This window comes from Cupriavidus sp. 30B13 (assembly GCF_049059565.2).
Classification (GTDB): Bacteria; Pseudomonadota; Gammaproteobacteria; order Burkholderiales; family Burkholderiaceae; genus Cupriavidus.
Genome location: NZ_CP188224.1, coordinates 1487573 through 1511225 on the forward strand (window position 1 = coordinate 1487573; position 23653 = coordinate 1511225).

Sequence of the window (23653 nt, forward strand, 5' to 3'; positions counted from 1 at the left end):
TCATGCAGTCGCTTTTCCGTCACCGCGCGCAGCAGGCCGCCCTGCTGCTGGCGCTGGCCCTTGGCGCGGCCGCCGTGCCGGCCGCCGCCGCAGATTACCCGGACCGCCCCGTGCAACTGGTGCTGTCCTTCCCGCCTTCCGGCGCCACCGACGTGCTGGCGCGCGCGGTGGGGCAGCGCCTGTCCACGGCGCTGAAGCAGCCGGTCGTGGTGGACAACCGCCCCGGCGCGGGCGGCGCCATCGGCATGAGCTTCGCCGCCAAGGCCGCGCCCGACGGCTACACGCTGTACCTGGCCGCCGTGAGCAACGCGGCCATCGCCGCGGCCACCTACAACAGCCAGCCCGCCAGCCTGAGCCGCGATTTCGTGCCGATCGCGGGCATCGGCACCGTGCCGCACATCCTGGTGGTGCCGGCCTCGCTGCCGGTGCACTCGGTGCCGGAACTGGTGAGCTACCTCAAGGCCTCGCCGGGCAAGTACAACTTCGCCTCGCAGGGCGCCGGCACGCTCTCGCACCTGGAGTCGGAACTGTTCAAGCTGCGCACCGGCGTGGACGTGGTGCACGTGCCGTACAAGGGCAGCTCGTTCGCGCTGCCGGACCTGATCGCCGGCCGCTCCAGCATGATGTTCGACAGCATCCCGGCGGCCTTGCCCCACGTGAAGTCGGGCAAGCTGCGCCTGCTGGCGGTGGCGTCCGAGCACCGCGTGAGCTCGCTGCCCGACGCGCCGACCGTGGCCGAGTCGGGCATCCGCGATTTCCGCGCCGACAACCTGTTCGGCCTGGTGGCGCCCAAGGGCACGCCGCCGCAGGTGGTCAAGCAGCTTGCCGCCGTGATGAAGGACGTGCTGGCCTCGCCCGAGCTGGGCGCGGCGATGGAGGCGCAGGGCGTGCAGATCAAGTACACGCCGCCCGAGCAGTTTGGCCGTATGATCGGCGACGAAATGCGCTCCTGGGAGAAGGTGGCGCGCGCCGCCAACGTACGCATCGACTAGCCGCAACCATGATGAGATAAATTTCCGTGCAGTGAATCGTCCGGCCGCGGCGGCTTGCCGATGGCGGCGGCCGGACCGGGCCGATCCCCGGAGCCGTTTCCGGCGCTGCGTTTCTGGCGCTGCGATTCCGGCCCTGTTTTTCGTTCCGCTTTTTATTCCGGCTTTTTTAGTCCCGCTTTCCCAATCCTCAATGCCGCTCCCTGAGCGCCAAGCATTCCTCGCCATGAACAACTTCTGGAATTTCCCCTATCCCTCGCAGCGCGTGCCGGTCCTGGCCGACAACGTGGTGGCCACCTCGCAGCCGCTGGCGGCCGCGGCCGGACTGCGCATGCTCGCGCGCGGCGGCAATGCCGTGGATGCGGCGCTGGCCACCGCGATCGCGCTGACCGTGGTCGAGCCGTGCATGAACGGGATCGGCGGCGATGCCTTCGCGCTGATCTGGGACGGCAAGGAACTGCACGGCCTCAACGCCAGCGGCCGCGCGCCCGCGGCCTGGACGCCGGAATATTTCTCGCGCTACGACAGCATGCCGCCCAACGGCTGGGACTCGGTCACCGTGCCGGGCGCCGTGTCCGGCTGGCGCACCACCTGGGAGAAGTTCGGCAGCCTGCCGTTCGCGGACCTGTTCGAGCCGGCGCTGGAATACGCGCGCAACGGCTTCCTGGTGTCCCACACGGTGCACCGCCAGTGGCAGGCGCAGGTGCCGGTGCTGATCGACAAGCCGGGCTTTGCCGAAGCCTTCGCGCCCAACGGCCGCGCGCCGCTGCCGGGCGAGCGCTTCATCTGCGAGGGCCAGGCGCGCACGCTGGCGCGCATCGCCGAAACCAAGGGCGACGACTTCTATCACGGCGAGCTGGCCGCGAGCATCGCCGCGCACGCGCGCGCCACCGGCGGGCTGATCACCGAGGCCGACCTCGCCGCGCACCGCGCCGACTGGGTCCAGCCCATCAGCATGGCCTACCGTGATCTGGAACTGTTCGAGATCGGCCCGAACGGGCAGGGCATCGGCGCGCTGATGGCGCTGGGCATGCTGGAGCAGTTCGACGTGGCCGGCGCGGGCGTGGATTCGGCCGAGGCCATCCACCTGCAGGTCGAAGCGATGAAGCTGGCCTTTGCCGACCTGCACACCTACGTGGGCGACCCCGCGACGATGACCGAAGTGCAGGCCGCGCATTTGCTGGACCGCGGCTACCTCGCCAGCCGCGCCAGGAGCATCGATCCGGAGCGCGCCGGCAACGCCGGCCCCGGCAAGCCGCACAGCGGCGGCACGGTCTACCTGACCGTGGCCGACCGCAACGGCATGATGGTTTCGTACATCCAGTCCAACTTCAAGGGCTTCGGCTCCGGCGTGGTGGTACCCGGCACCGGCATCGCCCTGCACAACCGCGGCTGGGGCTTCAACCTCAAGCCCGGCCATCCCAACCAGGTCAGCCCGGGCAAGCGGCCGTTCCACACCATCATCCCCGGCTTCCTGATGCGCCAGGGCCAGCCGCTGGCCAGCTTCGGCGTGATGGGCGGCTCCATGCAGGCCCAGGGCCACGTGCAGATGACCAGCCGGCTGGCGGACTTCGGCCAGAACCCGCAGGCAGCCTGCGACGGCCCGCGCTGGCGCGTGCTGGACGACAACAGCACCATCGCGGTGGAATGGAACTGCCCCGAGGCCACCGTGGCGGGGCTGCGCGCGCGCGGGCACAAGGTCGAGGTGGCCGTGCGCGGCAACCTGGAATTCGGCGGGGCGCAACTGGCGATGCGGCTCGACAGCGGCTACGCGGCCGCCTCCGATCACCGCAAGGACGGCTACCCGGTGGGGTTCTGATTCCGGTTTTCTGTTTTCACGGTGCCGGAAAAATGCACCGATGTGTGGGCTGGGCCACATCAAACGGCCGGAACCGCGGCATAGACTGAAGGCGTCCTGTTTTGCCAGCCAAGGAGAGGTCGCCATGGAAACGCTCCGGTCCCGCCGCTTGCTCGATCGTGTTTCGCCGGCCGTGCTGGCCGATCTGCGCAGGATGCAGGCGGCCACCGAGTGGGCCGCGGCGCAGGCCGCGGCCGACCGGGCGCCGGTGGACGCGGCCGGAGAAGGCTTCGAATTCGCCCGCTACGAGCCGGGATTGCGGGGATTCGTGCTGCTCCGGCTGCGCGGCCGGGTGCGCGGCGCCTGACTTTCCGGGCCGGGCGGCGCGCCTGCCCCCGGGCATGGCAGCCGGCATGCACGGCTTGCGCCGCGCCGGCCTTTGCGTCTCATCGGTCTCATCGGGCTCATCTTCAGTCGACTTCCGCCCGGCGGGCGCCCGTTTTCCCGGGCGCCCCGGCGTGCCGGGTTCATCCGGCTGTCCGCTGCCAGTCCCTGCGCGGCGCGCCTTGCTATAATCCCGAATTACCCAAAATCATGCCGCCCCCGGCTGCCCGCATGCCTTTGCCCGCGCTTTGCCGGCAACGGCCGCGCGGCGAGGGCGGTTCAACGCGTGACGGGGAGTTACGTGGCCGGAACCGATATCGCAGTGCAAGACGTCCCACCCAGCGCGGGCAATCCCGTTTCGACCGGCAGCTCGTTCCATGCCGCCATGAAGATCCTGCCTGCCGCGCAGCGGGAGGCGATGTTCGAGATCTATGCCTTCTGCCGGGCGGTGGACGATATTGCCGACGGCGACGGCCCGCGCCCGCAGCGCCTGGCCGGGCTCGATGCCTGGCGCGCCGACCTGGCCGCCTGCTATGCGGGCGCGCCGCCGGCGGCGCTGCGCGGGCTGCACGCGCAGATCGTGCGCTACGAACTGCTGCAGGAGGATTTCCTGGCGGTGGTCGACGGCATGGCGATGGACGTGCTGGCGGACATCCGCGCGCCGGACGCCGCCACGCTGGACCTGTATTGCGACCGCGTGGCGAGCGCCGTCGGGCGGCTTGCCGTGCGCGTGTTCGGCATGGAGCGCGAGGCCGGCGTGGCGCTGGCCCATCACCTGGGCCGCGCGCTGCAGCTGACCAATATCCTGCGCGACATCGACGAGGATGCCGGCCTGGGCCGCGTCTACCTGCCGGCCGAAGCGCTGGCCGGCGCCGGCGTGCCGCAGGGCGCGCCGCAGGCCATCGTCGGCCATCCCGCGGTGGGCCGCGCCTGCCTGGAAGTGGCGGGGCAGGCCCAGGCGCACTATGACAAGGCGTTCGCCATCATGGCGGATGCCCCGCGCCGCGTGGTGCGCTCGCCGCGCATCATGGGCGAGGTCTACCACGTGGTGCTGCAGCGCCTGCTGGCGCGCGGCTGGGCCAACCCGCGCGAGCGGGTGCGCGTGCCGCGTGCCCGCGCGCTGTGGATCCTGCTGCGGCACGGCTTCGTCTGAAGCCTTCTTGCTGATTTGCCGCTGCACGCTGGCGCCACCCCGAGGGCCTGGCGAGCGCGCAGCATTGCTGTAATTGCGTCGTTGAAGAGAGGACATCGAAACCGATGAGCCAAGTAGCAATATCCCCCGATCCGGCCCTGTCCGCGGCATCCGCGCAAGGCATGCCGGAAGCGGGCGCGCTGGAAGGCGCGATCGGCCGCGCGCAGGACGCCTTGCTGGTGGCCCAGCAGCCCGACGGCCACTGGGTGTTCGAGCTGGAAGCCGACGCCACCATCCCGGCCGAGTACGTCCTGCTGGTGCACTACCTCGGCGAGACCGCCGACACCGTGCTGGAAGCCCGCATCGCCCGCTACCTGCGCCGCATCCAGAATGCCGACGGCGGCTGGCCGCTGTTCCACCAGGGCGCCTCGGACATCAGCGCCAGCGTGAAGGCGTATTTCGCGCTGAAGATGATCGGCGACGATCCCGAGTCCGAGCATATGCGGCGCGCGCGCGCGTCCATCCACGCCCAGGGCGGCGCCGAGGGCAGCAACGTGTTCACCCGCACGCTGCTCGCGCTGTACGGCGTGATGCCGTGGCAGGCGGTGCCGATGATGCCGGTGGAGATCATGCTGCTGCCGCTGTGGTTCCCGTTCCACCTGTCCAAGGTGGCGTACTGGGCGCGCACGGTGATCGTGCCGCTGCTGGTGCTCAACAGCCTGCGCCCGCAGGCGCGCAATCCGCGCGGCGTGGGCATCGACGAGCTGTTCGTGCGGCCGTGCCAGGCCGCGCGCCTGCCGCCCAAGGCGCCGCACCAGAGCCGCGCCTGGTTCGGTTTTTTCCGCGTGGTCGACGCCGGCCTGCGCGTGGCCGAGCCGCTGTTCCCGCGCAGCCTGCGCCAGCGCGCGATCGCGCGCGCGGAGCAGTTCGTGCGCGAGCGCCTGAACGGCGAGGATGGCCTGGGCGCCATTTTCCCGGCGATGGCCAATGCCGTGATGATGTTCGACGTGCTCGGCGTGCCCAAGACCGACCCGGACGTGGCGGTGGCGCGCGCCTCGGTCGAGAAGCTGCTGGTGGTGCATGGCGACGAAGCCTATTGCCAGCCTTGCCTGTCGCCGGTGTGGGATACCTCGCTGGCCAGCCACGCCCTGCTCGAAGCCGGCGGCGCCCGCGCCGAGGCGGCCGCCGAGCGCGGCCTGCAATGGCTGCTGCCGCTGCAGGAGCTGGAGGTGCGCGGCGACTGGATCGTGCGGCGCCCCGACGTGCGCCCCGGCGGCTGGGCCTTCCAGTACGCCAACCCGCATTACCCGGACGTGGACGACACCGCCGTGGTGGCGATGGCCATGGACCGCGCCGCGCGCGTGGGCGCCGGCGCGCCGGCCGTGACGGCGGCCAGCCACCGCGAGCGCTATGGCGACGCCGTGGCGCGCGCGCGTGAATGGGTCGAGGGCATGCAGAGCAGCAACGGCGGCTGGGGTGCCTTCGAGCCGGAGAACACGCACGAATACCTCAACAACATCCCGTTCGCCGACCATGGCGCGCTGCTCGATCCGCCCACGGCCGACGTATCCGCGCGCTGCCTGTCGATGCTCGCGCAGCTCGGCGAGTCCGCCACCAGCAGCGACGCCTTCAGGCGCGCGCTGCGCTACCTGCTGGACGAGCAGATGCCGGACGGCAGCTGGTATGGCCGCTGGGGCATGAACTACATCTACGGCACGTGGAGCGCGCTGTGCGCGCTGAACGCCGCCGGCCTGGGCCCGGAAGCGCCGGAAATGCGCCGCGCGGCCGAATGGCTGATCTCGATCCAGAACGCCGACGGCGGCTGGGGCGAGGACGGCAGCAGCTACCGTCTCGACTACAAGGGCTACGAGCCCGCGCCGAGCGTGGCCTCGCAGACCGCATGGGCGGTGCTGGCCCTGATGGCGGCCGGCGCGGTCGATCATCCGGCGGTGGCGCGCGGCATCGACTACCTGGTGAGCACGCAACAGGCCGACGGCCTGTGGAACGAGGCGCGCTTCACCGCGGTGGGCTTCCCGCGCGTGTTCTACCTGCGCTACCACGGCTATGCGCGCTTCTTCCCGCTGTGGGCGCTGGCGCGCTTCCGCAACCTGCGCCGCGACGGCACGCGGACGGTGGCGTGGGGGATGTAAGCGCGCAGGCGAGTGCGGCTGCGGGCGCGGCTGCCCAGGCGCCGCGCCGCGCCGGTGCCACGCTGGTGGTGGCCGGCATGCGCTTCGAGGCCCGCATCGCCGCGGGCCCCGGCATCGAAACCCTCCATGGCCTGCGCGCCGAAGCGCTGGCGCAAGCCTTGCGCGAGCGCCTGGCGCGGCCCTGCGCCGGCGTCGTCAGCTTCGGCGTGGCCGGCGGGCTGGATCCCGCGCTGGCGCCCGGCACGGTGATCCTGGCCACCGGCATCCACGACGGCGCCAGCCACTGGCCGGCCGACGCCGGCTGGCTGCGGCGGCTCGTGCGCGCACTTCCCGGCGCGGTCGCCGGCACGCTCGCCGGCGGCGACCTTCCCGTTACCGCCGTTGCCGCCAAGACCGCGCTGCACGCCGCCACCGGCGCGCTGGCAGCCGACATGGAATCCCATATCGCGGCGCGCATCGCGCACGCGCATGGCGTGCCCTTCGCGGCCTGCCGCGTGGTGGTGGACCCCGCCGCGCGCGAGGTCCCGCCCGCCGCCGTCGCCGGCATGGGCGCGGATGGCGGGACCGATATCCTGGCGGTGCTGAAGTCTCTGCTGGCCGGACCCGGCCAGTTGCCGGATCTGCTCAGGCTCGCGCGCGACGCGAAGCTGGCCAGGCTGGGGCTGGAAGACGCGCGGCGCCGGGTGGGGGCGGGATTCGGGGTGGCCTGAGCCAGCCGGCCTGGCTGGCCGGCACCCCTGGTTTTTGATCTGGCGCCGGCATCCGGCACCCGGGGCCAGCGGACGGAGCGCTCCAGGCGCCCCGTCGAAGTCCTTCCTATTCCTTCTTGCCGTCCCCTGCGGGGGCTTGCTCCACGCCGCCGGCGGGCGGGGGCACCGGCGCCGACGTCGCATCGGCGGGCGCGGCGGCCGGCGCGCCAGGCGCGGCCGGGGAGGCGGCGTCCGTAGAAGCGTCGTCGTCGTCATACTGCGGCAGCTTGCCGCCGCCGCCGTTGATCAGGTACTGGCGCCGCTGCAGATAGGCGTCGCGCACGAAGCTGTACCGGTCCAGCGCCGCCAGCGAAAGCAGGTCGGTGGCGCCCAGCGCATTGGTGCGGGCATCGAGGAAGCCCAGGAAATACATGCCGTAGCGGTAGTCCTGGTCGATCCAGGTGGTGGGCGAGATCTGGAAATTCACGTACAGGCCGACGCCGTCGCGGATCGAGCTGGGGCCGAACAGCGGCAGCACCAGGTAGGGTCCCGAGGGGATGCCCCACACGCCCATGGTCAGGCCGAAATCCTGCGAATGCTTGCTCAGGCCGGCCGGCGTGGCGATGTCGATCAGGCCGCCGATGCCCAGCGTCGAGTTGATGGCGATCCGCATGAAGCTCTCCGCCGCATCCACGCCCTTGCCTTGCAGCAGGTTGTTGACGAAATTGCCGACGTCGCCGATGTTCGAATAGAAATTGGTCACCGCCGTGCGCACCGGCTGCGGCGTGACGGCGCGGTAGCCCTTGGCCAGCGGCGTCGCCACGTATTCGTCGAGCTTGTCGTTGACCTTGAACACCGCGCGGTTGAACGGCTCGATGGGGTCGGCCGGGCTGGCCTGCGGGCCGCTCGCGCACGCCGTCGCCAGCAGCGCGAGGGACAGCGCGGACAGGAGCCGCGCCAGGCGGCTGGATTGGGGGTCGGGACGGTTCGTCATGGTTATGGGTTTTCAGTGGGCCAGTTTCTTGGCAGGCTTGGAGCGCGCGCGCGGCTTGCCCATCAGGATCGGCTGGAAGAAGACGGCGCCGGCCAATGTGCACACCAGCGCCAGCGCGAGCAGCTTGCCCATGCTGGCGGTGCCCGGATGCTGCGACAGCCACAGGCTGCCGAAGGCGGTGGCGGTGGTGGCGGCGCTGAACAGCACGGCGTGGGTCAGCGGCGATTGCAGGAGGTGCGTCTTGCCCTCGCGCCAGGCAAGGACGTAGTAGATCTTGAACGCCACGCCGATGCCGAACAGTAGCGGCAGGGCGATCACGTTGGCGAAGTTCAGCGGGATGCCGAACACCACGCACAGTTCCAGCGTCAGCAGCGCGGACACCAGCAGCGGCAGCAGCGTGCGCAGCACGTCGCCCACGCGGCGCAGCGTGATCCATAGCAGCAGGGTGATCGACAGCACGGCCCAGACGCCGGCGTGGGCGAACGCGGTCATGATGGTGTCGGCCGAGCCGCGGATCGAGATCGGGCCGCCCACGGCGTCCGGCGCGACGCGCTGCACGGCGTCGATGAAGCGCTTGAGCGCGGCGTCGCGCAGCGCGCTGTCCTGGCTGGAGACGTCGGCATCGCCGGGCTTGGCCGCGGCGGGCAGCCTGGGGCTCACGCTGACCAGCGCCTGGCCGTCCGGGGCGACCCAGTCGCGCACCAGCGCGGGCGGCAGCGAGGCCTGCGTGATGGGCTGGGGCGACAGCGCGCGCTGCAGGCGCGCCAGCGCCAGGCGCAGCGGCAGGGCGATGGCCTGCTCGGCGCGGTCGCGGGTGGCGGCATCGGCGGCGGCGAGCTTGCGCAGCGAGGCGCCCAGGTGGGCTGCCTCCGCCGCGCCCGGGCCGGGATGGTCCTCGGCGGCCAGGGCGAGCTGGCGCGCGGCGTTCTTGAGCGAATTGACGCGGCGCTCGTCGTTGGCCGGGGTGGCCACGGTCTGCGTCAGCACGGGCAGCAGGCTGGCGGCGGCATCGGCGATCAGGGCCAGCTTGGCCGGCTGGTCGTCGGGCAGGAAGGTCTGCAGCGTGACCACGCGCGACACCTCCGGCAGCGCCGCCAGGCGGGCGGCAACGGCGCGGGCGGCATCCAGCGACGGGGTCAGCACATTGACGTTGTCGGTGCCGGCCTGGGGCGCATCCTTGAGCGAGAGCAGCGTGGCCATCGATTCGGAGTGCGGGTCCTTCAGGTGCAGCGGGTCGAAGTCGAAGCGCAGGTGCAGCAGCAGCGGGGTGCCCGCCAGGATCACGCCGAGCGTGGCGATCAGCACCTGGGTGCGATAGCGCTCGAAGAAGGCGTCGGCGGGCGCCAGCCACTTGAAGCCCGGCACGTCGAGCCGGCCGGCCTCGTCCTTCGGGCGCATCACGGTGATCAGCGCCGGCAGCAGGGTGATGGTGGTGCTGAAGGCCACCAGCATGCCCACGCCGGCGATCTTGCCCAGCTCCGCCACGCCGCGGTAGTCGGTCGGCAGGAAGCAGAAGAAGGCGGCCGCGGTGGCGGCGGAGGCCAGCGCGAGCGGCACCCCGACCGCCTTGGCGGCGGCGGCGAGCGCGTCGGGGATGTCCGGGTGCGCATGGCGCTCGGCGCGGTAGCGCACGCCGAACTGGATGCCGAAGTCCACGCCCAGGCCGACGAACAGCACGGCAAAGGCCACCGAGATCATGTTGAGCGCGCCCACCATGGCCAGCCCCAGCGCGGCGGTGATGGCCAGGCCGACCAGCAGGCTGGCCAGCACGGCCAGGATCAGCCGCTTCGAGCGCAGCGCCAGCCACAGGATCAGGATCACGACCACCAGCGTGAGCACGCCGTTCATGGCCGCGCCCTGCTGGACCGAGGCGAATTCGTCGTCGGCCAGGGCCTGCGAGCCGGTCAGGTGCACGCTGGCGCCGTAGCGCTGGGCCAGGCCGAGCTTGAGCGCGGTCGCGCGGATGGCTTCGGCGGCGCCGGCGCCGGCCTGCAGGTCGGCGTAGTCCAGCACGGGGCTGAGGGCGACGAAGGACATGGCCTCGGCGCCCGGCGCCAGTTGCTGGCTGGAGTCCACCAGCCCGGTCCAGGACAGCGCGCCGGGCTTGCCGGCCAGCACCTGGTCGACGGCGGCGGCGCTGCTGCCCAGCAGCTTGGCCATGTCGGCGAGCTTGACCTGGCCCAGTTGCAGCGGCAGCGACAGCGTGGTGGTGAGCGTGTCGGCCAGGCCGCGCAGGGTGGGGTCATGCGCCAGCGCGTTGAGCAGCGGGCGCGCCTGCTTGAGCTGGGAAGTCACGTCGCGCAGCTTGGCGGTGTCGACGAAGAGCAGGCCGTTGTGTTCGAAGAAGTCCCCGCCGCCGGGCTGGCTGACGGCGCGAAAGCGCGCGGTTTCCTGCGCGAGCGCGCCGGCCAGTTCGTCGGCGGCGGCATCGGCCAGTTCCGGCGCCGGCGCCCGCACCACGGCCAGGATCATCTGGTCGCGCTGGGGAAACGCGGCGCTGACCGCCGCGTCGCGCTTGGCCCACGGCTGGTCCGACTCCAGCAGGCGGCTGATGTCGGTGTTGATGGCGAAATGCCGGGCCACATAGATACCGCTGGCGATGGTCAGCAACAGCGCAAGCGCGATCACGGGCCACGCGCGGCGGGTGGAGAACTTGACGATGCGAATGACCAACGACGTCATCATGGGCGATATGGGGGCCTGAGTGAGGCGCCGGGGCGGGCGCGGTAAATGGGACAAGCGGTACAACCGGGACAAGCGGTACAACCGGCACGATCGCCACAACCAGCACGACCGGCGCCACGGCCGGCAGCGCTGGCGATCCGGTCCGGCCCGCGGCACGCGGCGCCGGGCAGGGCGCAAGGCGATGCGCAGGCACAAAGCGGCAGCCGCGAGTATAACGGGCTGGCGCGGCCCGGCGCTGCCGCAGCGGGCCGCGCGGCGACACGATGGCGGCTGCGGCGGGGCCCGGCACGCGTTCGCGCCGGTACGCTATACTGCCCCGTCACGTGCACCGGGGCGGCCTGCAGCCCGTTTTCCATCGCCGCAAGGTGCGCCGCAGTACTCTCCACCTCTGGTTTTCCTGGCAAGTCTGCCGGGTAGTCCCGGCAGCGGTCCGGCCGCAGGCCGGCTGGCTTTTTCAGGTCTAAATTCGCATGAAGACACAAGGTATTGCTTTCCAGGTCCTGGTCCCGCTCGCGGCGGTGGCGATGGTTTCCGCCGCGCAGGCGCAATCGGTGGACCGGTCCTCGCCGGACCGCCTGGTGCGGGCGGCGGTCGAGGGCGTGATCGGCACGATCCAGTCCACCCCCGATACGCGCAACGGCGACCTGGCCAAGATCACGGCCGTGGTCGAGCGCCAGTTCCTGCCCTACGCCGATTTCGAGCGCACCACCCGGCTGGCGGTGGGCAGCGCCTGGCGCAATGCCTCGCCCGAGCAGCAGAAGCAGCTCTACGAACAGTTCCAGACCTTGCTGGTGCGCAGTTATGCGGTGTCGCTGTCGCAGTTGCGCGAGCAGAAGGTGAAATTCACCTACAAGCCGGTCCTCGCGGCGGCCAACGCCAACGATGTGGTGGTGGAGACGCGCGTGCTGAACAATGGCGACGAGATGCAGATCGACTACCGCCTGCAGCGCAGCGGCAACGGCTGGAAGATCTATGACATCAACATGATGGGCGCATGGCTGATCGAGGTGTACCGCCGCCAGTTCGCCGACATCGTTGCGCGCAACGGCATCGACGGCCTGCTGAAGTACCTCGCCAGCCACAACGCGCGCCAGACCGCGGACGCCTGAGCGCCGCGCGGCGGCCGCCCGGAGGTACGCAAGGCACCTCCGGCATGGCGCCCCCATCGCGTGGGGGCGCCCGGCGCTCAGTGCGCCGCTGCCGCGGCCTTGCGGGCTGCGGCGTCGTTGGCGGCCTTGGCCTTGGAGCGGCCGATCTCTTCGAGCTTGATCTCGACGTGCTTCGAGAACACGTAGTCGGCGGGGCGCTGCTTGTCCAGCGGGATATCCGGCGCCATCGGGCCCGAGGTGCGCACGCCGCGCAGGGACACGCCCAGCGCCTTGAGCGGATGGGCGATAGTATCGGCCACGGCGGTGGCTTCGAAGCCGCTGTGCACCATGCAGTCGGCGCACTTTTCGTAGTTGCCGGTGCCGTAGGCGTCCCAGTCGGTGGTGTCCATCAATTCCTTGAAGGTCTTCACATAACCTTCGCCCAGCAGGTAGCACGGACGCTGCCAGCCGAACACCGTGCGCGCCGGGTTGCCCCAGGGCGTGCAGTGATAGGTCTGGTTGCCGGCCAGGAAGTCCAGGAACAGCGTGGACTGGCTGAATGCCCAGTTCCTGCCGTTGCGGCCGCGCTGCAGGATGTCGCGGAACAGTTGCTTGGTCTTGCCGCGGTTCAGGAAGTGCTGCTGGTCCGGCGCGCGCTCGTAGGCATAGCCCGGCGACACGGTGATGCCGTCCACGCCGATTTCCTTGACCGAATCGAAGAATTTCGCGACCTTTTCCGGTTCGGCGTTGTTGAACAGCGTGCAATTGATGTTGACGCGGAAGCCGCGCGCCTTGGCTGCGCGGATCGCCGCCACGGCACGGTCGTAGACGCCTTCCTGGCTGACCGCGTGGTCGTGCATCTCCTGGTCGCCGTCGAGGTGGACCGACCACACGAAGTACGGATTGGGCTCGTACTGGTCCAGCTTCTTTTCCATCAGCAGCGCGTTGGTGCACAGGTAGACGAAGCGCTTGCGGGCGATGATGCCCTTCACGATCTCCGGCATGTCGCGGTGCAGCAGCGGCTCGCCGCCGGCGATGGAAACCACCGGCGCGCCGCATTCGTCGACGGCGCCCAGGCATTCGGCCACGGACAGGCGCTGGTTCAGGATCTCGTCCGGATAGTCGATCTTGCCGCAGCCGTTGCAGGCCAGGTTGCAGCGGAACAGCGGCTCGAGCATCAGCGCCAGGGGATAACGCTTGTTGCCGGAGAGGTGCTGCTTGACGACATAGGCGCCCACGCGGGCGACCTGCAGAAAGGGAATGGCCATTTACTTCCTTCTTCTATGGGGGCGGCCGGGCATTACCCGGCGGCGGTTTGCGGGTCCGGCTGCGGCACGGCCTCGGGGGGAGCCGTGCGCTTGCGCGCGGGCGGGTCGGCCAGTTCGGCGGGCAGCCGGAATTCGGCGTGTTCCTCGCGGCCGTCCATGGTGGAGACTTCCACCGGACCGAGGCGGCGCAGCGCGGCGATCACGTCCATGACCATTTCCTCGGGGGCGGAAGCGCCGGCGGTGATGCCGACCACCTCGACGCCGCGCACCCACTCGGGGTCCAGCTCGCTGCCATCGGCGATCAGGTAGCTGGGCACGCCGCTTTCGGTGCCGATTTCGCGCAGCCGGTTGGAGTTGGAGCTATTGGTGGCCCCGATCACCAGGATCAGTTCCACCTGTTTCGACAGCTCGCGCACCGCGCTCTGGCGGTTTTGCGTGGCATAGCAGATGTCGCGCGTGTCCGGTCCCACCAGGTTGGGGAAGCGGCGGGTCAGCGCGGCAATGATATTGCGGGTGTCGTCCACGCTCAGCGTGGTCTGCGTCACGTAGGCGACCGGCGTGTCGTCCGCCAGGTCCAGCTCGGCCACTTCGGCCTCGCTTTGCACCAGGATCACCTTGCCGGGGATCTGGCCCATCGTGCCTTCGACTTCCGGATGGCCGGCGTGGCCGATCAGGATCACGGTGCGGCCGCTGGCCGCGTACTGGCGGCCCTGGGTGTGGACCTTGATCACCAGCGGGCAGGTTGCGTCGATCGAGTGCAGCTCGCGCGTGCGGGCGTCGGCCTCGACGTCCTTGGAGACGCCGTGCGCGCTGAAAATGGTGACGGCGCCGCTCGGCACTTCGTCCAGTTCTTCCACGAAGCGCGCACCCTTGCGCCTGAGTCCTTCCACGACGTGCTTGTTGTGCACGATCTCATGTCGCACGAACACCGGGGCTCCGTGCTTGAGCAGTGCGCGGTCTACAATCTCGATCGCGCGCACCACACCGGCACAAAAGCCACGGGGTTGAGCAAGAATCACCTGCATAAAAATAGGCCCCCCGACCCTGTCAACGGGTTCAGCATTGGTTGATATTCCGGAATCACTTTCCCGTCATACGGTGGTTACTATATACCCGTGCCGCAACCTTTGCCTGGCACCTGGCATTTGCCAGCAACACTTTGAGGTTTTTCCCAGTGAGTAATATGACGTCAGGAGACTATGTCCTGGTAACCGGCGCCTCCGGCTTTCTCGGCTCGGCCGTCGCACGGCAGGCCCTGGCACGGGGTTTCCGGGTGCGCGCGATGGTACGCGCCCAGAGCCCGCGACGCAACCTGGAAGGGTTGCCCGTGGAGATAGTGGAAGGCGACATGCGCGACGCGCGCGCCATGGAAGCGGCGCTGCAGGGCGTGCGCTACCTGTTCCACGTGGCAGCCGATTATCGCCTGTGGGCGCCGGATCCCGAGGAAATCGTGCGCACCAACGTGGCCGGCACCGAGGCCGTCATGGGCGCCGCGCAGGCCTGCCGCGTCGAGCGCATCGTATATACCAGCAGCGTGGCGACCCTGCGTGTCGCCGGCGCAACGGCCCCCGTCACCGAAGACGCGCCGATGAGCGGCCACGAGGCCATCGGCGCCTACAAGCGCAGCAAGGTGCTGGCCGAGCGCGTGGTCGAGCGCATGGTGGCGCGCGACGGCCTGCCGGCGGTGATCGTCAACCCGTCCACGCCGATCGGCCCGCGCGACGTGCGGCCCACGCCCACCGGCCGCGTCATCGTCGAGGCGGCCACCGGCAAGATCCCGGCCTTCGTCGATACCGGCCTCAACCTGGTGCACGTGGACGACGTGGCCGAAGGCCACATGCTGGCACTGGAGCGCGGCGCGACCGGCGAGCGCTATATCCTGGGCGGCCAGGACGTCAGCCTGCAGCAGATGCTGGCCGACCTGGCCGCCATGACCGGGCGCCGCGCGCCCACCATCAAGCTGCCGCGCTGGCCGCTCTATCCGCTGGCCTACGCGGCCGAGGCCGTGGCCCGCATGACCGGCAAGGAGCCGTTCCTGACCGCCGACGCCCTGGCCATGTCGAAATACCAGATGTTCTTCAGCTCCGACAAGGCCCGCCGCGTGCTGGGCTACCAGGCCAGGCCCTACCAGGAGGCGCTGCGCGAGGCGCTCGAGTGGTTCCGAGGCGCGGGCTATCTGCGCTGAGCGCGGCGCTCAGCCGCGCTGGGGCGCCTGCGAGCGGCCCTTCCACTGGCCGCCCTTGCGCAGCCAGTAGCGGCGGGCCGAATCCACCGTGGCGCCCAGGTAGAACAGCGCCGTCAGCGGCAGCAGCGGCGCCAGCCACAGCGGCTGGCGGTATTCGCGCAGCATCGGCGCGTAGGCCAGCGCCATGGCGGCCCAGGCCGCCCACGCCGGCCACAGGCGCAGCCCGCCGGCCAGCGCCAGCACCGGCGGCGCCAGGTAGGTCAGCGCCATGCCGGCCACCGCGCCGGCCAGCAGCAGCGGCGAATGGCGCAACTGGGTGTAGGCGCTGCGGGTGATCATGTCCCACAGGCTGCGCCAGTCGTCGTAGGGGCGCACCGAGATGCTGTCGTCGGCCAGGTCCAGGCGGATCGAGCCGCCTTGCTTGATGCACGCGGCCAGGCTGCAGTCGTCGATCAGCTCGCCCCGGATCGCGTGGAAGCCGCCGATGCGCGCCAGCGCCGTGCGCCGCGCCAGCATGCAGCCGCCGGCCGCGGCCGCTACCCGGCTGCTCGGGTCATTGACACGCGCGAAGGGATACAGTTTTGCAAAATAGAACACAAAGGCCGGGACGATCATGCGCTCCCACCACGAGGCGCAGCGCAGCCGCACCATCAGCGAGACCAGGTCGCGCTGCTCGTGCTCGGCGCGGGCCACCAGTTGCTTGAGCACGCCGGCGCCATGATGGATATCGGCATCGGTCAGCCACACCCAGGCGGCGCCCGGCGCACAGGCATCCGCCGCTTCCAGCCCCTGCGACTGGGCCCAGACCTTGCCGCTCCAGCCCGCCGGCAGTTCGCGCGCGGTGATGACGGTCAGCGCATCCGCCTTGCCCAGCGCCGCGGCCGCGGCGCGCGCGTGGTCGGCGGTGCCGTCGGTGCTGTGGTCGTCCACCACCACCAGGTGGAGCCGCGCGGGGTAGTCCTGGCCCAGCGCGCTGGCCACGGCGCCGCCGATCACCGCCGCCTCGTTGCGGGCGGGAATGATGGCGACGACTTCCGGCCAGCGCGCCGGCGCGGGCGACGGCGCGGGCTTGCGCACGCGCCAGAAGCCGCCGCGTGCAGCCAGCAGTACACACCAGATGGCGAGCGGGATCAGGGACAGCAAAAACATCTCGAAACACTCCGGAGAGGCAAACAGGTTAGGTGCGTTCAGCGCAACAGGCGCCGGGCGAGCCGGGCCAGCCTGGGCACGGTCTCGGGGCGCAGCAGGCGGCGATCATAGCCTGCCATGCGCCTTTCGTTCTCGCTCAGGCACAGGTCGATCATCTCGCGCGCGGACATGGTGGCGCCCAGGTCGGCCGAATTGCTCATGTTCATCGGGAAATTGGCATCCTTCGCCGAACCGTCCGCCTCGATGCCGCGCGCGATGCCGATGCGCTCCCGGATCAGGAAAACCCACACGCGCGCCACCTTGAGCAGGTACGGCGGGCGCCGCCACCACGGCAGGCTGCGGCGGTACCAGGCTGCCCAGTTGACGAAGAACAGGATATGCCGGCCTTCCTCCTGGATGACCGGCTCGAAGGTTTCCACCAGTTCCGCGGGGAAATAGCCCGACTTCTTGGCCGCGGCGAACAGGCCGAAAGCGAAGAAGCTGTCGATGCACTCGCTGTAGCCGGTGGCCAGCCAGCCCCATTCCGGGTCGGCCGGCGGCAGGTACGCAGGCTCGGGCGCCAGGGCGATGCCGTAGGCCTCCACGAGCTTCGACAGCACCACCTTGTGGCGCGCCTCCTCGGCGCCGTCCATCTCCAGCGCGCTGCGCAGCAGCGGGTCCGCCACGGTATCGGCAAAGGCCTGCACGCGCACCGAGGCGCGGCCTTCGGTCTGCACGGCGATATCCCAGATCGGCAGGGAGGTGACGCGCTGCAACGCGGCCGGGTCGAGTTTCGGCCAGTCGATCACGGCCGGTTTGTAAGGGTTGTGCGTCTGCAGCAGCATATTGCAGAACAGGCGCAAGTGCCGCGCCGAGCCAATGCGGACCGGGCCCGGCTCGGGATCGGTCCAGTTGCGCATGGCGTAGTCGGCCTGCTCCACCGCGGCTTTCGCGATGGTGGCCGCGGCGGCGATTGCCCGCGCCTGCGCGCCGGACGCTTCGGTTTCCTCGATTTTCTCGGTTCTGCTCGGTGCGGCAAGCGCGTCTGACATCCCGGCTCCCCCTGGCGTTGATGATCCGGGGCCATTCTAGCGTGGCCCGCGTGGCTACGTGTGCGCGGGAGGTATCAGAAGCCCCGCCGGGCCAGCGCCGGCGCGGGTTCTCCGCTGGCGGGCTGTGCGGGGCACGCGATGCCGGCGCGGCGGCCCAGGCACCATCGCCCCTGCATTTAAGGGAATCGGAGACGGCGTTTGGGACATTTCTCAAGCTGTTTTGCGAAATGGCCTAGTAACTGGCTGCCTCGACTGGTCTCAAATCGCCTTGGGTTTTAGCGACGCCATGATCAAAAGCCCTGTTGCGGCGTCGATTTCGATAAGCGAAGGACAACGAGGTCGGAGGCAGTATGAATCTATTGGACACCGAAGAAACGGGCCGCATCACCATCACGGACCTCGGGCGGCTCACCCAGGTACTGAAATGCGAGTACGACGCGATCGTGACGAGCCAGGGCGACGGATTCTGGCGGGTGCAATTCCTGCTGGCGGGACACAGCTACATGCTCGGCACCGTGCGCGGCAGCATCCGGCGGTGGCGCCAGCTCGACGCCGTGATCGCCTTCCTGCAATCCAACTGCCCCGACAGCAGCCAGGTCCGCCTGCAGATCGGGACCTGGATTTTTTGCCGTAGCTAGGTCAGCGGGCGGCGGCACGCCGTCAACCTGTGCCGCAGGCAATGCTATGCGCGCATGCTGGCATTGCGCCACGCACCCGGCGGCATGCCGAATCGCTGGGCAAAGCGGCGCGTGAAGGTGGTCTGGTCGGGGAAGCCGAGCATCAGCGAGATGTCCGCCAGGGCGTGGCCGCGGTCGGCCAGCAGGTGGGTGGCATGGTCGAGCCGCAGGCGCGTCTGGTAGCGGTGCGGCGTGTCGCCGAAGGCCTCGCAGAACAAGGTGTGGAAGCGCCGCACGCTCCAGCCGAAATGGCTGGCCAGCTGGCCGGCGCTCAGTGGCGTGTCCAGGTGCCGGCGCAGGTAGGCGTCGATGTGCGCCACGGGGAAGGGGGCGAAGCGGTCTCGTTCCGGCACGTCCAGGCCCGCCGCCAGGTCGCTCGCCAGCGCCGCGGCCAGCCGCCAGTGGTGCTGGCGCGAGCCCCCGCGGGCGGGATCTTGCGGCAGCGCGGCCAAGCGGCGCACGCGCTCGGCCCAGCCGCCGGTGACGGCAAAGGCGCGGGGGCGCGCGGTCAGCGCCGCCGGCACCGCGAGCGAGCCCGGCGGCACGTCCAGCACCAGTTGCCGGTTATCCGCCAGGCCGAGGAAGTCATGGCGCTCGCCGGCGGGCACGATCAGCCCGCTGCCGGGGTCGAGGCGGTGCAGGTGGCCGTCGATCTCCAGTTCGCTGGCGCCGTCCAGGCCGAACAGGACCTGGGTGTAGCCGTGCCGGTGCCAGTCCGGTTCCGGCTGGTAGACGCGGGTTTCCACCAGCGGCGCCGGCGGGCCCGCGCGCGGGGGCGTGGCGAGATCACCGGGCGCCGGCATGGCTGGTACGTTCCGGGGGCCGGGCGCGCTGCCCGGTCTGGCAAAGCCATACGCCCAGCCCGGCCACGGCCAGTCCGAGCAGCTGCAGTCCGCCCAGCTTGTCGCCGAACAGCAGCCACGCCTGCAGCGCGGCCAGCGGCGGCGCCAGGAACATCAGCGAAGCGGCGGTGGCGGCTTGCCCGCGGCGGACGATGCGCAGCAGCAGGTAGGTTCCCGCGCCGGACAGCACCAGCGCCGCCCACGCCAGCGCCGACCACAGCGCCACGCCCGGCTGCCAGTAGGTCTCGCCCAGCAGCCACGCGAGCACGCCGGCCACCAGCGCGCCGCCCACGTTCTGCCACGCCGAGCTGGCGCGCAGGTCGGCGGAGGCGATCGAGGTCTTCTGCAGGATGGTGCCCATGGTGATGGAAAGGATGGAAAGCAGCGCCACCAGCAGCACCCACGGCGAAACCGGGTGCGATACGCTGGCCAGCATGGCCGGAGCCACCACCAATATTACGCCTAGCGAGCCCAGCGCGAGGCCGCTCCAGCCTTGCCGCGATGGGAATTCGCCCAGCAGCGGGATGGCCAGCAGCGCCGTCAGCACGGGCTGCAAGGCCCCCAGCAGGGCCATTGCCGCGGGCGGCAGCCCGTGCGCCACGGCCCAGTACCCGCCGCACAGGTAGCTGCCATGCAGCAGCGCGCCCGCCAGCAGATGCTTCGGCACCTCGCGCAGCGCCGGCCAGCGCGCGCCGCCGGCCACGGCCACGGCGGCGAACAGCAGCGCCGCCAGCGCGAAGCGGGCCAGCAGGAACAGGCTCGGCTGCGCCACCGGCACGATGGCGCGGCCGACGATAAAGCCGGTCGACCAGATCAGGACAAAGGCCAGGCTGGGCAGCCAGGAAAGCAGGGAAGGGCGGGAGGACGACATGGCATCGGCGTGGCGGAGCACGCGGCAAGGACAACGATGCGCGGGAGCTTAGAGCGGCGGCGGCCGGCGGTCTTGGCAATTCCGGCAATGGCCGGCAGCCTGCGCCGGCGCCGGCGCCGTCCGCGGTTTATAGTTGCCGCTGGTTTCCGCCAGCCTGCGGCCCCGCCGAGCGGTTTTCCATTGTTTCCCCGTCGAATCCTCTTTCTCCCTGCCCATGTCCGAACCCCTGTTGGAACGCGTTCTCCTGACCAATGACGATGGCATCGACGCCCCCGGCCTCGCCGTGCTCGAAGCCGTGGCCGCCACCCTGGCGCGCGAGGTCTGGGTCGTCGCGCCCGAGCATGACCAGAGCGGCACCTCCCACTCGATCAGCCTGCACGCGCCGCTGCGCTTCAGCCAGCAAGGCGAGCGCCGCTTCGGCGTCACCGGCACGCCCGGCGACTGCGTCGTCATGGCCGCCCGCCACCTGATGGCCGACGCCCCGCCCACGCTGGTGCTCTCCGGCATCAACCGCGGCGCCAACCTCGGCCTCGAAACCGTGTTTTCGGGCACCGTGGGCGCCGCCATGACCGGCATGCTGCTGGGCATCCCGTCCATCGCGCTGAGCCAGGCCTTCACCGACCGCAACAACGTACGCTGGGAAACCGCGCGCGCGCTGGCCCCCGAAGTCATCCGCCGCCTGCTGGCCGCCGGCTGGAGCAACCAGGCCTGCCTCAACGTCAATTTCCCCGACGTGGCGCCCGAGGCCGCCGGCCCGCTCACCGTCACGCGCCAGGGCGCCGGGCTCGTCAAGGACATCGCCGTGCGCGCCCATGTCGACCCGCGCGGCATTCCCTACCACTGGCTCCAGTTCTCGCGCGGCCCGCGGCCCGATTTGCCGGACAGCGAAGCGATGGTGGTCGGCAGCGGCGGGATCTCGGTCACGCCGCTGCGCTTCGAGCGGACCGATGAAGAGGCGGCGCAGGGGCTGGCAAGGGAGTTGGCGTAGCGGGCGAAGAGGTTCTCCGGGTTCGCCTTGGCTTCCTGCGACGGCGTGCCGCGAAGATTGCGCCGGCGTGAACCGGGTTTGATAATGTGGCAATTTCTGCCGGCTTTATCAATTCACCTTTGAATGTACTCCCTCGACGACCTCAAGCTTTTCGTCCGCACCGCCGAGCTTGAAAACCTCTCCGCCGCGGCGCGCGAGCTGGGCCGCACGGCGGCTACCGCGAGCGCGGCGCTGATCCGGCTGGAGCATCGCCTGAGTGCGCGGCTGTTCGCGCGCACCACGCGGCGCATGCGGCTGACCGAGGAGGGGCGGGTGTTCCTGGAGGCCGCCCGCAAGGCGCTGGCGGCGCTGGAGGAGGGCGAGGGCGCGCTGGCCGAGCAGCGCGAGGAGCTGGCCGGGCCGCTGCGGCTGTCGGCGCCGGCGGACCTGGGGCGCACCTTGCTGCGCGGCTGGCTCGACGATTTCCTGGGCGCGCATCCGCAGGTGTCGCTGGAACTGTCGGTGGGCGATACGCTGGCGGACCTGTACCGCAGCAACGTGGACCTTGCGGTGCGGGTGGGCTGGCTGGAGGATTCCGGGCTGGTGCGGCGGCAGCTGGCGCTGACGCGCCGCGTGGCGGTGGCCGCGCCGGCCTATCTGGCCACGCATGGCGAGCCGGCCTCGCCGGAGGCGCTGGCGCAGCACCAGATGCTGTGCCTGGCGCCGGGCGGGCAGCCGCGCATGCCCTGGCCGTTCCGTTCGCGCCATGCGCGCATCGAGGCGGAGGCGAGCGGGCGCCGTACCAGCGACGACGGCGCGGTAGTGCGCGACTGGGCGCTGGCCGGGCACGGCATTGCGTTCAAGAGCTGGTTCGACGTGGCCGCCGACGTGAGCGCGGGCCGCCTCGTGCTGCTGTTTCCCGAGTGGTACGAGGACAGCGTGCCGCTGCAGCTGGTATTCCTGCAGAGCCGCTTTCCGTCGTACCGGCAGCGCCGCCTGATCGAGTTCCTGCAGGCGCGCTTCGCTGCCTTCGACGCGGAATATCCGTTTCCCGGCTAGGAGAGTGGCGAGGCAGGGCAGCGTGCCCGGTCTCGCGCAGAGGGGCGTCGCCGCCGCCGGTGACCTCCTCATCGGTCCTTGCGCACAGGAGAAAACGGTCCCGCGACGCCTGAATATGACCGAATTATTGCGACGAACGGACATAAAGCTTTCACGGAAGATGGAGAAAATGCGCTAGCCGCAACAGCCTCAGCCTTGTGGCAGACCGCCTCCTCCATCCATAAGACCGAGAACAACCCAGTGAAGAAAGCTCTCCTCGTAATGACCGCCGCGGCCGCAGCCACGGCGTCGGGCGCCACGTTCGCCCAGACCGCCTCCGGCGTCACCCTCTACGGCATCGTCGACGCTGGCGTCGAAGTCATCAACCACACGCCCGCCACCGGCTCGGCCGGCGGCACCGTGACCCGCCTGAATTCCGGCACCCTGTCCGGTTCGCGCTGGGGCGTGCGCGGCGTCGAAGACCTCGGCGGCGGCCTGAAGGGTATCTTCGTGCTGGAAAGCGGCTTAGACATCGATACCGGGCTGTCTGGCCAGGGCAACCGCCTGTTCGGCCGCCAGTCGTACGTCGGCCTGCAGGCCGACCTCGGCTCGGTCACGTTCGGCCGCCAGCAGAACGCGCTGTACGACCTGTTCGGCGCCTATGACCCGATGGGCGTGGGTCCGCGCTACTCGCTCAACAACGTCGACGCGCAGTTCAACGGCCGTGCCGACAACGCCATCAAGTACACCGGCAAGTTCGGCGGCCTGACGGCGACCGGCTTTTACAGCTTCGGCCGCGACGCTACCGTGGCCAACGGCAGCGAAGTGCCGGGCGAATTCAAGGTCGGCCGCAACTACGGCGTCGGCGTGTCGTATGCCGTGGGCGGCTTCTCGGTCGGCGGCGCCTACGACCAGTTCCAGGGCGCCTCGGCCGCGCTGCAGGACCGCAGCGCCAAGCGCGCCGCCATCGGCGCCTCGTTCGCCTTCGGCGACGCCAAGGTGTTTGCCGGCTACCGCTGGCTGCGCGACGACGGCACCGCCAGCGTCACCGCCGCGGTCCAGCGCAGCAACGTGTACTGGACCGGCGCGAGCTACAAGTTCACGCCTGCCTTCCAGCTCACCGGCGCGGCCTACTACACCGACACCAAGAACAGCGGCGGGGATCCGTGGATGTTCGTGCTGTCGGGCGACTACTCGCTGTCCAAGCGCACCGATGCCTACCTGAACATCGGCTACGTGAAGAACAAGGACGGTTCGTCGCTGGGCCTGAACGGCGCGGGCACGGCCCTGCCGGGCGCGAACCAGACCGGCGCCACCGTCGGCGTGCGCCACCGCTTCTGAGCCAGCCCGGTTCGTCCGGGCTGCATGGCAATGACGGGCAGGCCGGGGACGACCCGGCCGCCAAGTCTCATATCGACCTTGCCTGGCGCAGGGATCGTTGGGCCGGTCGGACGACCGGCCTTTTTTCTGCATGCTGCCGCGAGCTTCCATCGTTCCGCCGGCTACCCGCCGAAGCAGCGGACGATGGCCGTGCCGCTGCCGTATTCGGTATCGTGCAAGGTAAGCGCCCCGGATAGGCAGATGAACGCGGTCATGCCAGCCAGGGCGGCCAGCAGGCAGAGCGTGAGAACCGGTAGTTTTTGCATGGCCAGCCCCTCGGACGGTTGCGGCATTTGCGCCGGGCGATGCGCGGCCGATGGACGGAAGGCCACCGGC

At 70.3% G+C, this 23653-nt stretch carries 21 protein-coding genes; 12 read left to right on the forward strand and 9 right to left on the reverse strand.

The annotated features are described in order from the left end of the window. Nucleotides 1-2 precede the first annotated feature (2 nt). The 6 genes from ACKI2N_RS25715 to ACKI2N_RS25740 all read left to right on the forward strand — a co-directional run bounded on the left by ACKI2N_RS25715 (nt 3) and on the right by ACKI2N_RS25740 (nt 7163). Nucleotides 3-992, forward strand: a complete 990-nt coding sequence (locus tag ACKI2N_RS25715) for a Bug family tripartite tricarboxylate transporter substrate binding protein (RefSeq protein WP_420991631.1) — start codon at nt 3-5, stop codon at nt 990-992. 223 nt (nt 993-1215) lie between these two features. Further along, nucleotides 1216-2808, forward strand: coding sequence for a gamma-glutamyltransferase family protein (locus ACKI2N_RS25720; RefSeq protein ID WP_420991632.1), 1593 nt, complete (start codon nt 1216-1218; stop codon nt 2806-2808). A gap of 124 nt (nt 2809-2932) precedes the next feature. Then, a complete protein-coding gene (locus ACKI2N_RS25725; RefSeq protein WP_420991633.1) occupies nt 2933-3154 on the forward strand; it encodes a hypothetical protein in 222 nt (73 codons plus the stop codon). Between the two features lie 318 nt (nt 3155-3472). Beyond that, a complete protein-coding gene (gene hpnD, locus ACKI2N_RS25730) occupies nt 3473-4324 on the forward strand; it encodes a presqualene diphosphate synthase HpnD (RefSeq protein WP_420991634.1) in 852 nt (283 codons plus the stop codon). 161 nt (nt 4325-4485) lie between these two features. Beyond that, nucleotides 4486-6453 (forward strand): squalene--hopene cyclase, encoded by a 1968-nt coding sequence (gene shc, locus ACKI2N_RS25735; protein ID WP_420992058.1) that lies wholly within the window; start codon nt 4486-4488, stop codon nt 6451-6453. A gap of 77 nt (nt 6454-6530) precedes the next feature. Next, on the forward strand, nt 6531-7163 hold the full coding sequence (locus ACKI2N_RS25740) for a phosphorylase (protein ID WP_426990953.1): 633 nt from the start codon (nt 6531-6533) through the stop codon (nt 7161-7163). A gap of 106 nt (nt 7164-7269) precedes the next feature. Here ACKI2N_RS25740 and ACKI2N_RS25745 read toward each other — a convergent pair whose 3' ends face one another. Both ACKI2N_RS25745 and ACKI2N_RS25750 read right to left on the reverse strand, forming a co-directional pair. Further along, nucleotides 7270-8136: a VacJ family lipoprotein gene (locus ACKI2N_RS25745; protein WP_420991635.1), complete on the reverse strand. Its 867-nt coding sequence runs from the start codon at nt 8134-8136 to the stop codon at nt 7270-7272. 12 nt (nt 8137-8148) lie between these two features. After that, nucleotides 8149-10821 (reverse strand): MMPL family transporter, encoded by a 2673-nt coding sequence (locus tag ACKI2N_RS25750; RefSeq protein WP_420991636.1) that lies wholly within the window; start codon nt 10819-10821, stop codon nt 8149-8151. A 470-nt stretch (nt 10822-11291) separates the two neighbouring features. Here ACKI2N_RS25750 and ACKI2N_RS25755 point away from each other — a divergent pair, with 470 nt between their 5' ends. After that, nucleotides 11292-11930, forward strand: coding sequence for an MlaC/ttg2D family ABC transporter substrate-binding protein (locus ACKI2N_RS25755; RefSeq protein ID WP_420991637.1), 639 nt, complete (start codon nt 11292-11294; stop codon nt 11928-11930). Nucleotides 11931-12007: 77 nt separating this feature from the next. On the opposite strand, the gene hpnH is transcribed toward ACKI2N_RS25755, so the two are convergent. Together hpnH and ispH are read right to left on the reverse strand one after the other, a co-directional pair. Then, nucleotides 12008-13177 carry an adenosyl-hopene transferase HpnH gene (gene hpnH, locus ACKI2N_RS25760; protein WP_420991638.1) on the reverse strand — a complete coding sequence of 390 codons (1170 nt, stop codon included), beginning with the start codon at nt 13175-13177 and terminating at the stop codon, nt 12008-12010. Nucleotides 13178-13209: 32 nt separating this feature from the next. Next, nucleotides 13210-14202, reverse strand: a complete 993-nt coding sequence (gene ispH, locus ACKI2N_RS25765; RefSeq protein ID WP_420991639.1) for a 4-hydroxy-3-methylbut-2-enyl diphosphate reductase — start codon at nt 14200-14202, stop codon at nt 13210-13212. 158 nt (nt 14203-14360) lie between these two features. Here ispH and hpnA point away from each other — a divergent pair, with 158 nt between their 5' ends. After that, nucleotides 14361-15362 carry a hopanoid-associated sugar epimerase gene (gene hpnA / locus ACKI2N_RS25770; protein ID WP_420991640.1) on the forward strand — a complete coding sequence of 334 codons (1002 nt, stop codon included), beginning with the start codon at nt 14361-14363 and terminating at the stop codon, nt 15360-15362. 9 nt (nt 15363-15371) lie between these two features. On the opposite strand, the gene ACKI2N_RS25775 is transcribed toward hpnA, so the two are convergent. Both ACKI2N_RS25775 and ACKI2N_RS25780 read right to left on the reverse strand, forming a co-directional pair. Further along, nucleotides 15372-16511 carry a glycosyltransferase gene (locus ACKI2N_RS25775; RefSeq protein WP_420991641.1) on the reverse strand — a complete coding sequence of 380 codons (1140 nt, stop codon included), beginning with the start codon at nt 16509-16511 and terminating at the stop codon, nt 15372-15374. Nucleotides 16512-16549: 38 nt separating this feature from the next. After that, a complete protein-coding gene (locus tag ACKI2N_RS25780; protein WP_420991643.1) occupies nt 16550-17542 on the reverse strand; it encodes a ferritin-like domain-containing protein in 993 nt (330 codons plus the stop codon). Between the two features lie 350 nt (nt 17543-17892). Here ACKI2N_RS25780 and ACKI2N_RS25785 point away from each other — a divergent pair, with 350 nt between their 5' ends. Next, nucleotides 17893-18180, forward strand: a complete 288-nt coding sequence (locus tag ACKI2N_RS25785; RefSeq protein WP_420991644.1) for a hypothetical protein — start codon at nt 17893-17895, stop codon at nt 18178-18180. Between the two features lie 44 nt (nt 18181-18224). On the opposite strand, the gene ACKI2N_RS25790 is transcribed toward ACKI2N_RS25785, so the two are convergent. Both ACKI2N_RS25790 and ACKI2N_RS25795 read right to left on the reverse strand, forming a co-directional pair. Then, nucleotides 18225-19022, reverse strand: coding sequence for an AraC family transcriptional regulator (locus ACKI2N_RS25790; RefSeq protein WP_420991645.1), 798 nt, complete (start codon nt 19020-19022; stop codon nt 18225-18227). Continuing rightward, nucleotides 19006-19932 (reverse strand): DMT family transporter, encoded by a 927-nt coding sequence (locus ACKI2N_RS25795; protein WP_420991646.1) that lies wholly within the window; start codon nt 19930-19932, stop codon nt 19006-19008. Before ACKI2N_RS25795 ends, ACKI2N_RS25790 begins: the two co-directional genes overlap by 17 nt. Before the next feature lie 214 nt (nt 19933-20146). Between ACKI2N_RS25795 and surE the strand changes: the two genes are divergently transcribed. The 3 genes from surE to ACKI2N_RS25810 all read left to right on the forward strand — a co-directional run bounded on the left by surE (nt 20147) and on the right by ACKI2N_RS25810 (nt 23278). Continuing rightward, entirely contained in the window at nt 20147-20920 is a 774-nt protein-coding gene (surE, locus tag ACKI2N_RS25800; RefSeq protein ID WP_420991647.1) for a 5'/3'-nucleotidase SurE, read from the forward strand. A gap of 123 nt (nt 20921-21043) precedes the next feature. Continuing rightward, complete coding sequence (locus ACKI2N_RS25805) at nt 21044-21958, forward strand: LysR family transcriptional regulator (RefSeq protein ID WP_420991648.1); 915 nt, start codon at nt 21044-21046, stop codon at nt 21956-21958. A 240-nt stretch (nt 21959-22198) separates the two neighbouring features. Then, nucleotides 22199-23278 carry a porin gene (locus tag ACKI2N_RS25810; RefSeq protein ID WP_420991649.1) on the forward strand — a complete coding sequence of 360 codons (1080 nt, stop codon included), beginning with the start codon at nt 22199-22201 and terminating at the stop codon, nt 23276-23278. Nucleotides 23279-23439: 161 nt separating this feature from the next. On the opposite strand, the gene ACKI2N_RS25815 is transcribed toward ACKI2N_RS25810, so the two are convergent. Continuing rightward, nucleotides 23440-23583, reverse strand: coding sequence for a hypothetical protein (locus ACKI2N_RS25815; RefSeq protein WP_420991650.1), 144 nt, complete (start codon nt 23581-23583; stop codon nt 23440-23442). Between the last annotated feature and the right edge of the window lie 70 nt (nt 23584-23653).

Bases quoted from the DNA above. Each gene is read 5' to 3' on its own strand.
- ACKI2N_RS25715 (WP_420991631.1), top strand. From the start codon at position 3: ATGCAGTCGCTTTTCCGTCACCGCGCGCAGCAGGCCGCCCTGCTGCTG.
- ACKI2N_RS25720 (WP_420991632.1), top strand. From the start codon at position 1,216: ATGAACAACTTCTGGAATTTCCCCTATCCCTCGCAGCGCGTGCCGGTC.
- ACKI2N_RS25725 (WP_420991633.1), top strand. From the start codon at position 2,933: ATGGAAACGCTCCGGTCCCGCCGCTTGCTCGATCGTGTTTCGCCGGCC.
- shc (WP_420992058.1), top strand. From the start codon at position 4,486: ATGCCGGAAGCGGGCGCGCTGGAAGGCGCGATCGGCCGCGCGCAGGAC.
- ACKI2N_RS25740 (WP_426990953.1), top strand. From the start codon at position 6,531: ATGCGCTTCGAGGCCCGCATCGCCGCGGGCCCCGGCATCGAAACCCTC.
- ACKI2N_RS25745 (WP_420991635.1), bottom strand. From the start codon at position 8,136: ATGACGAACCGTCCCGACCCCCAATCCAGCCGCCTGGCGCGGCTCCTG.
- ACKI2N_RS25750 (WP_420991636.1), bottom strand. From the start codon at position 10,821: ATGATGACGTCGTTGGTCATTCGCATCGTCAAGTTCTCCACCCGCCGC.
- ACKI2N_RS25755 (WP_420991637.1), top strand. From the start codon at position 11,292: ATGAAGACACAAGGTATTGCTTTCCAGGTCCTGGTCCCGCTCGCGGCG.
- hpnH (WP_420991638.1), bottom strand. From the start codon at position 13,177: ATGGCCATTCCCTTTCTGCAGGTCGCCCGCGTGGGCGCCTATGTCGTC.
- ispH (WP_420991639.1), bottom strand. From the start codon at position 14,202: ATGCAGGTGATTCTTGCTCAACCCCGTGGCTTTTGTGCCGGTGTGGTG.
- hpnA (WP_420991640.1), top strand. From the start codon at position 14,361: ATGACGTCAGGAGACTATGTCCTGGTAACCGGCGCCTCCGGCTTTCTC.
- ACKI2N_RS25775 (WP_420991641.1), bottom strand. From the start codon at position 16,511: ATGTTTTTGCTGTCCCTGATCCCGCTCGCCATCTGGTGTGTACTGCTG.
- ACKI2N_RS25780 (WP_420991643.1), bottom strand. From the start codon at position 17,542: ATGTCAGACGCGCTTGCCGCACCGAGCAGAACCGAGAAAATCGAGGAA.
- ACKI2N_RS25785 (WP_420991644.1), top strand. From the start codon at position 17,893: ATGAATCTATTGGACACCGAAGAAACGGGCCGCATCACCATCACGGAC.
- ACKI2N_RS25790 (WP_420991645.1), bottom strand. From the start codon at position 19,022: ATGCCGGCGCCCGGTGATCTCGCCACGCCCCCGCGCGCGGGCCCGCCG.
- ACKI2N_RS25795 (WP_420991646.1), bottom strand. From the start codon at position 19,932: ATGTCGTCCTCCCGCCCTTCCCTGCTTTCCTGGCTGCCCAGCCTGGCC.
- surE (WP_420991647.1), top strand. From the start codon at position 20,147: ATGTCCGAACCCCTGTTGGAACGCGTTCTCCTGACCAATGACGATGGC.
- ACKI2N_RS25805 (WP_420991648.1), top strand. From the start codon at position 21,044: ATGTACTCCCTCGACGACCTCAAGCTTTTCGTCCGCACCGCCGAGCTT.
- ACKI2N_RS25815 (WP_420991650.1), bottom strand. From the start codon at position 23,583: ATGCAAAAACTACCGGTTCTCACGCTCTGCCTGCTGGCCGCCCTGGCT.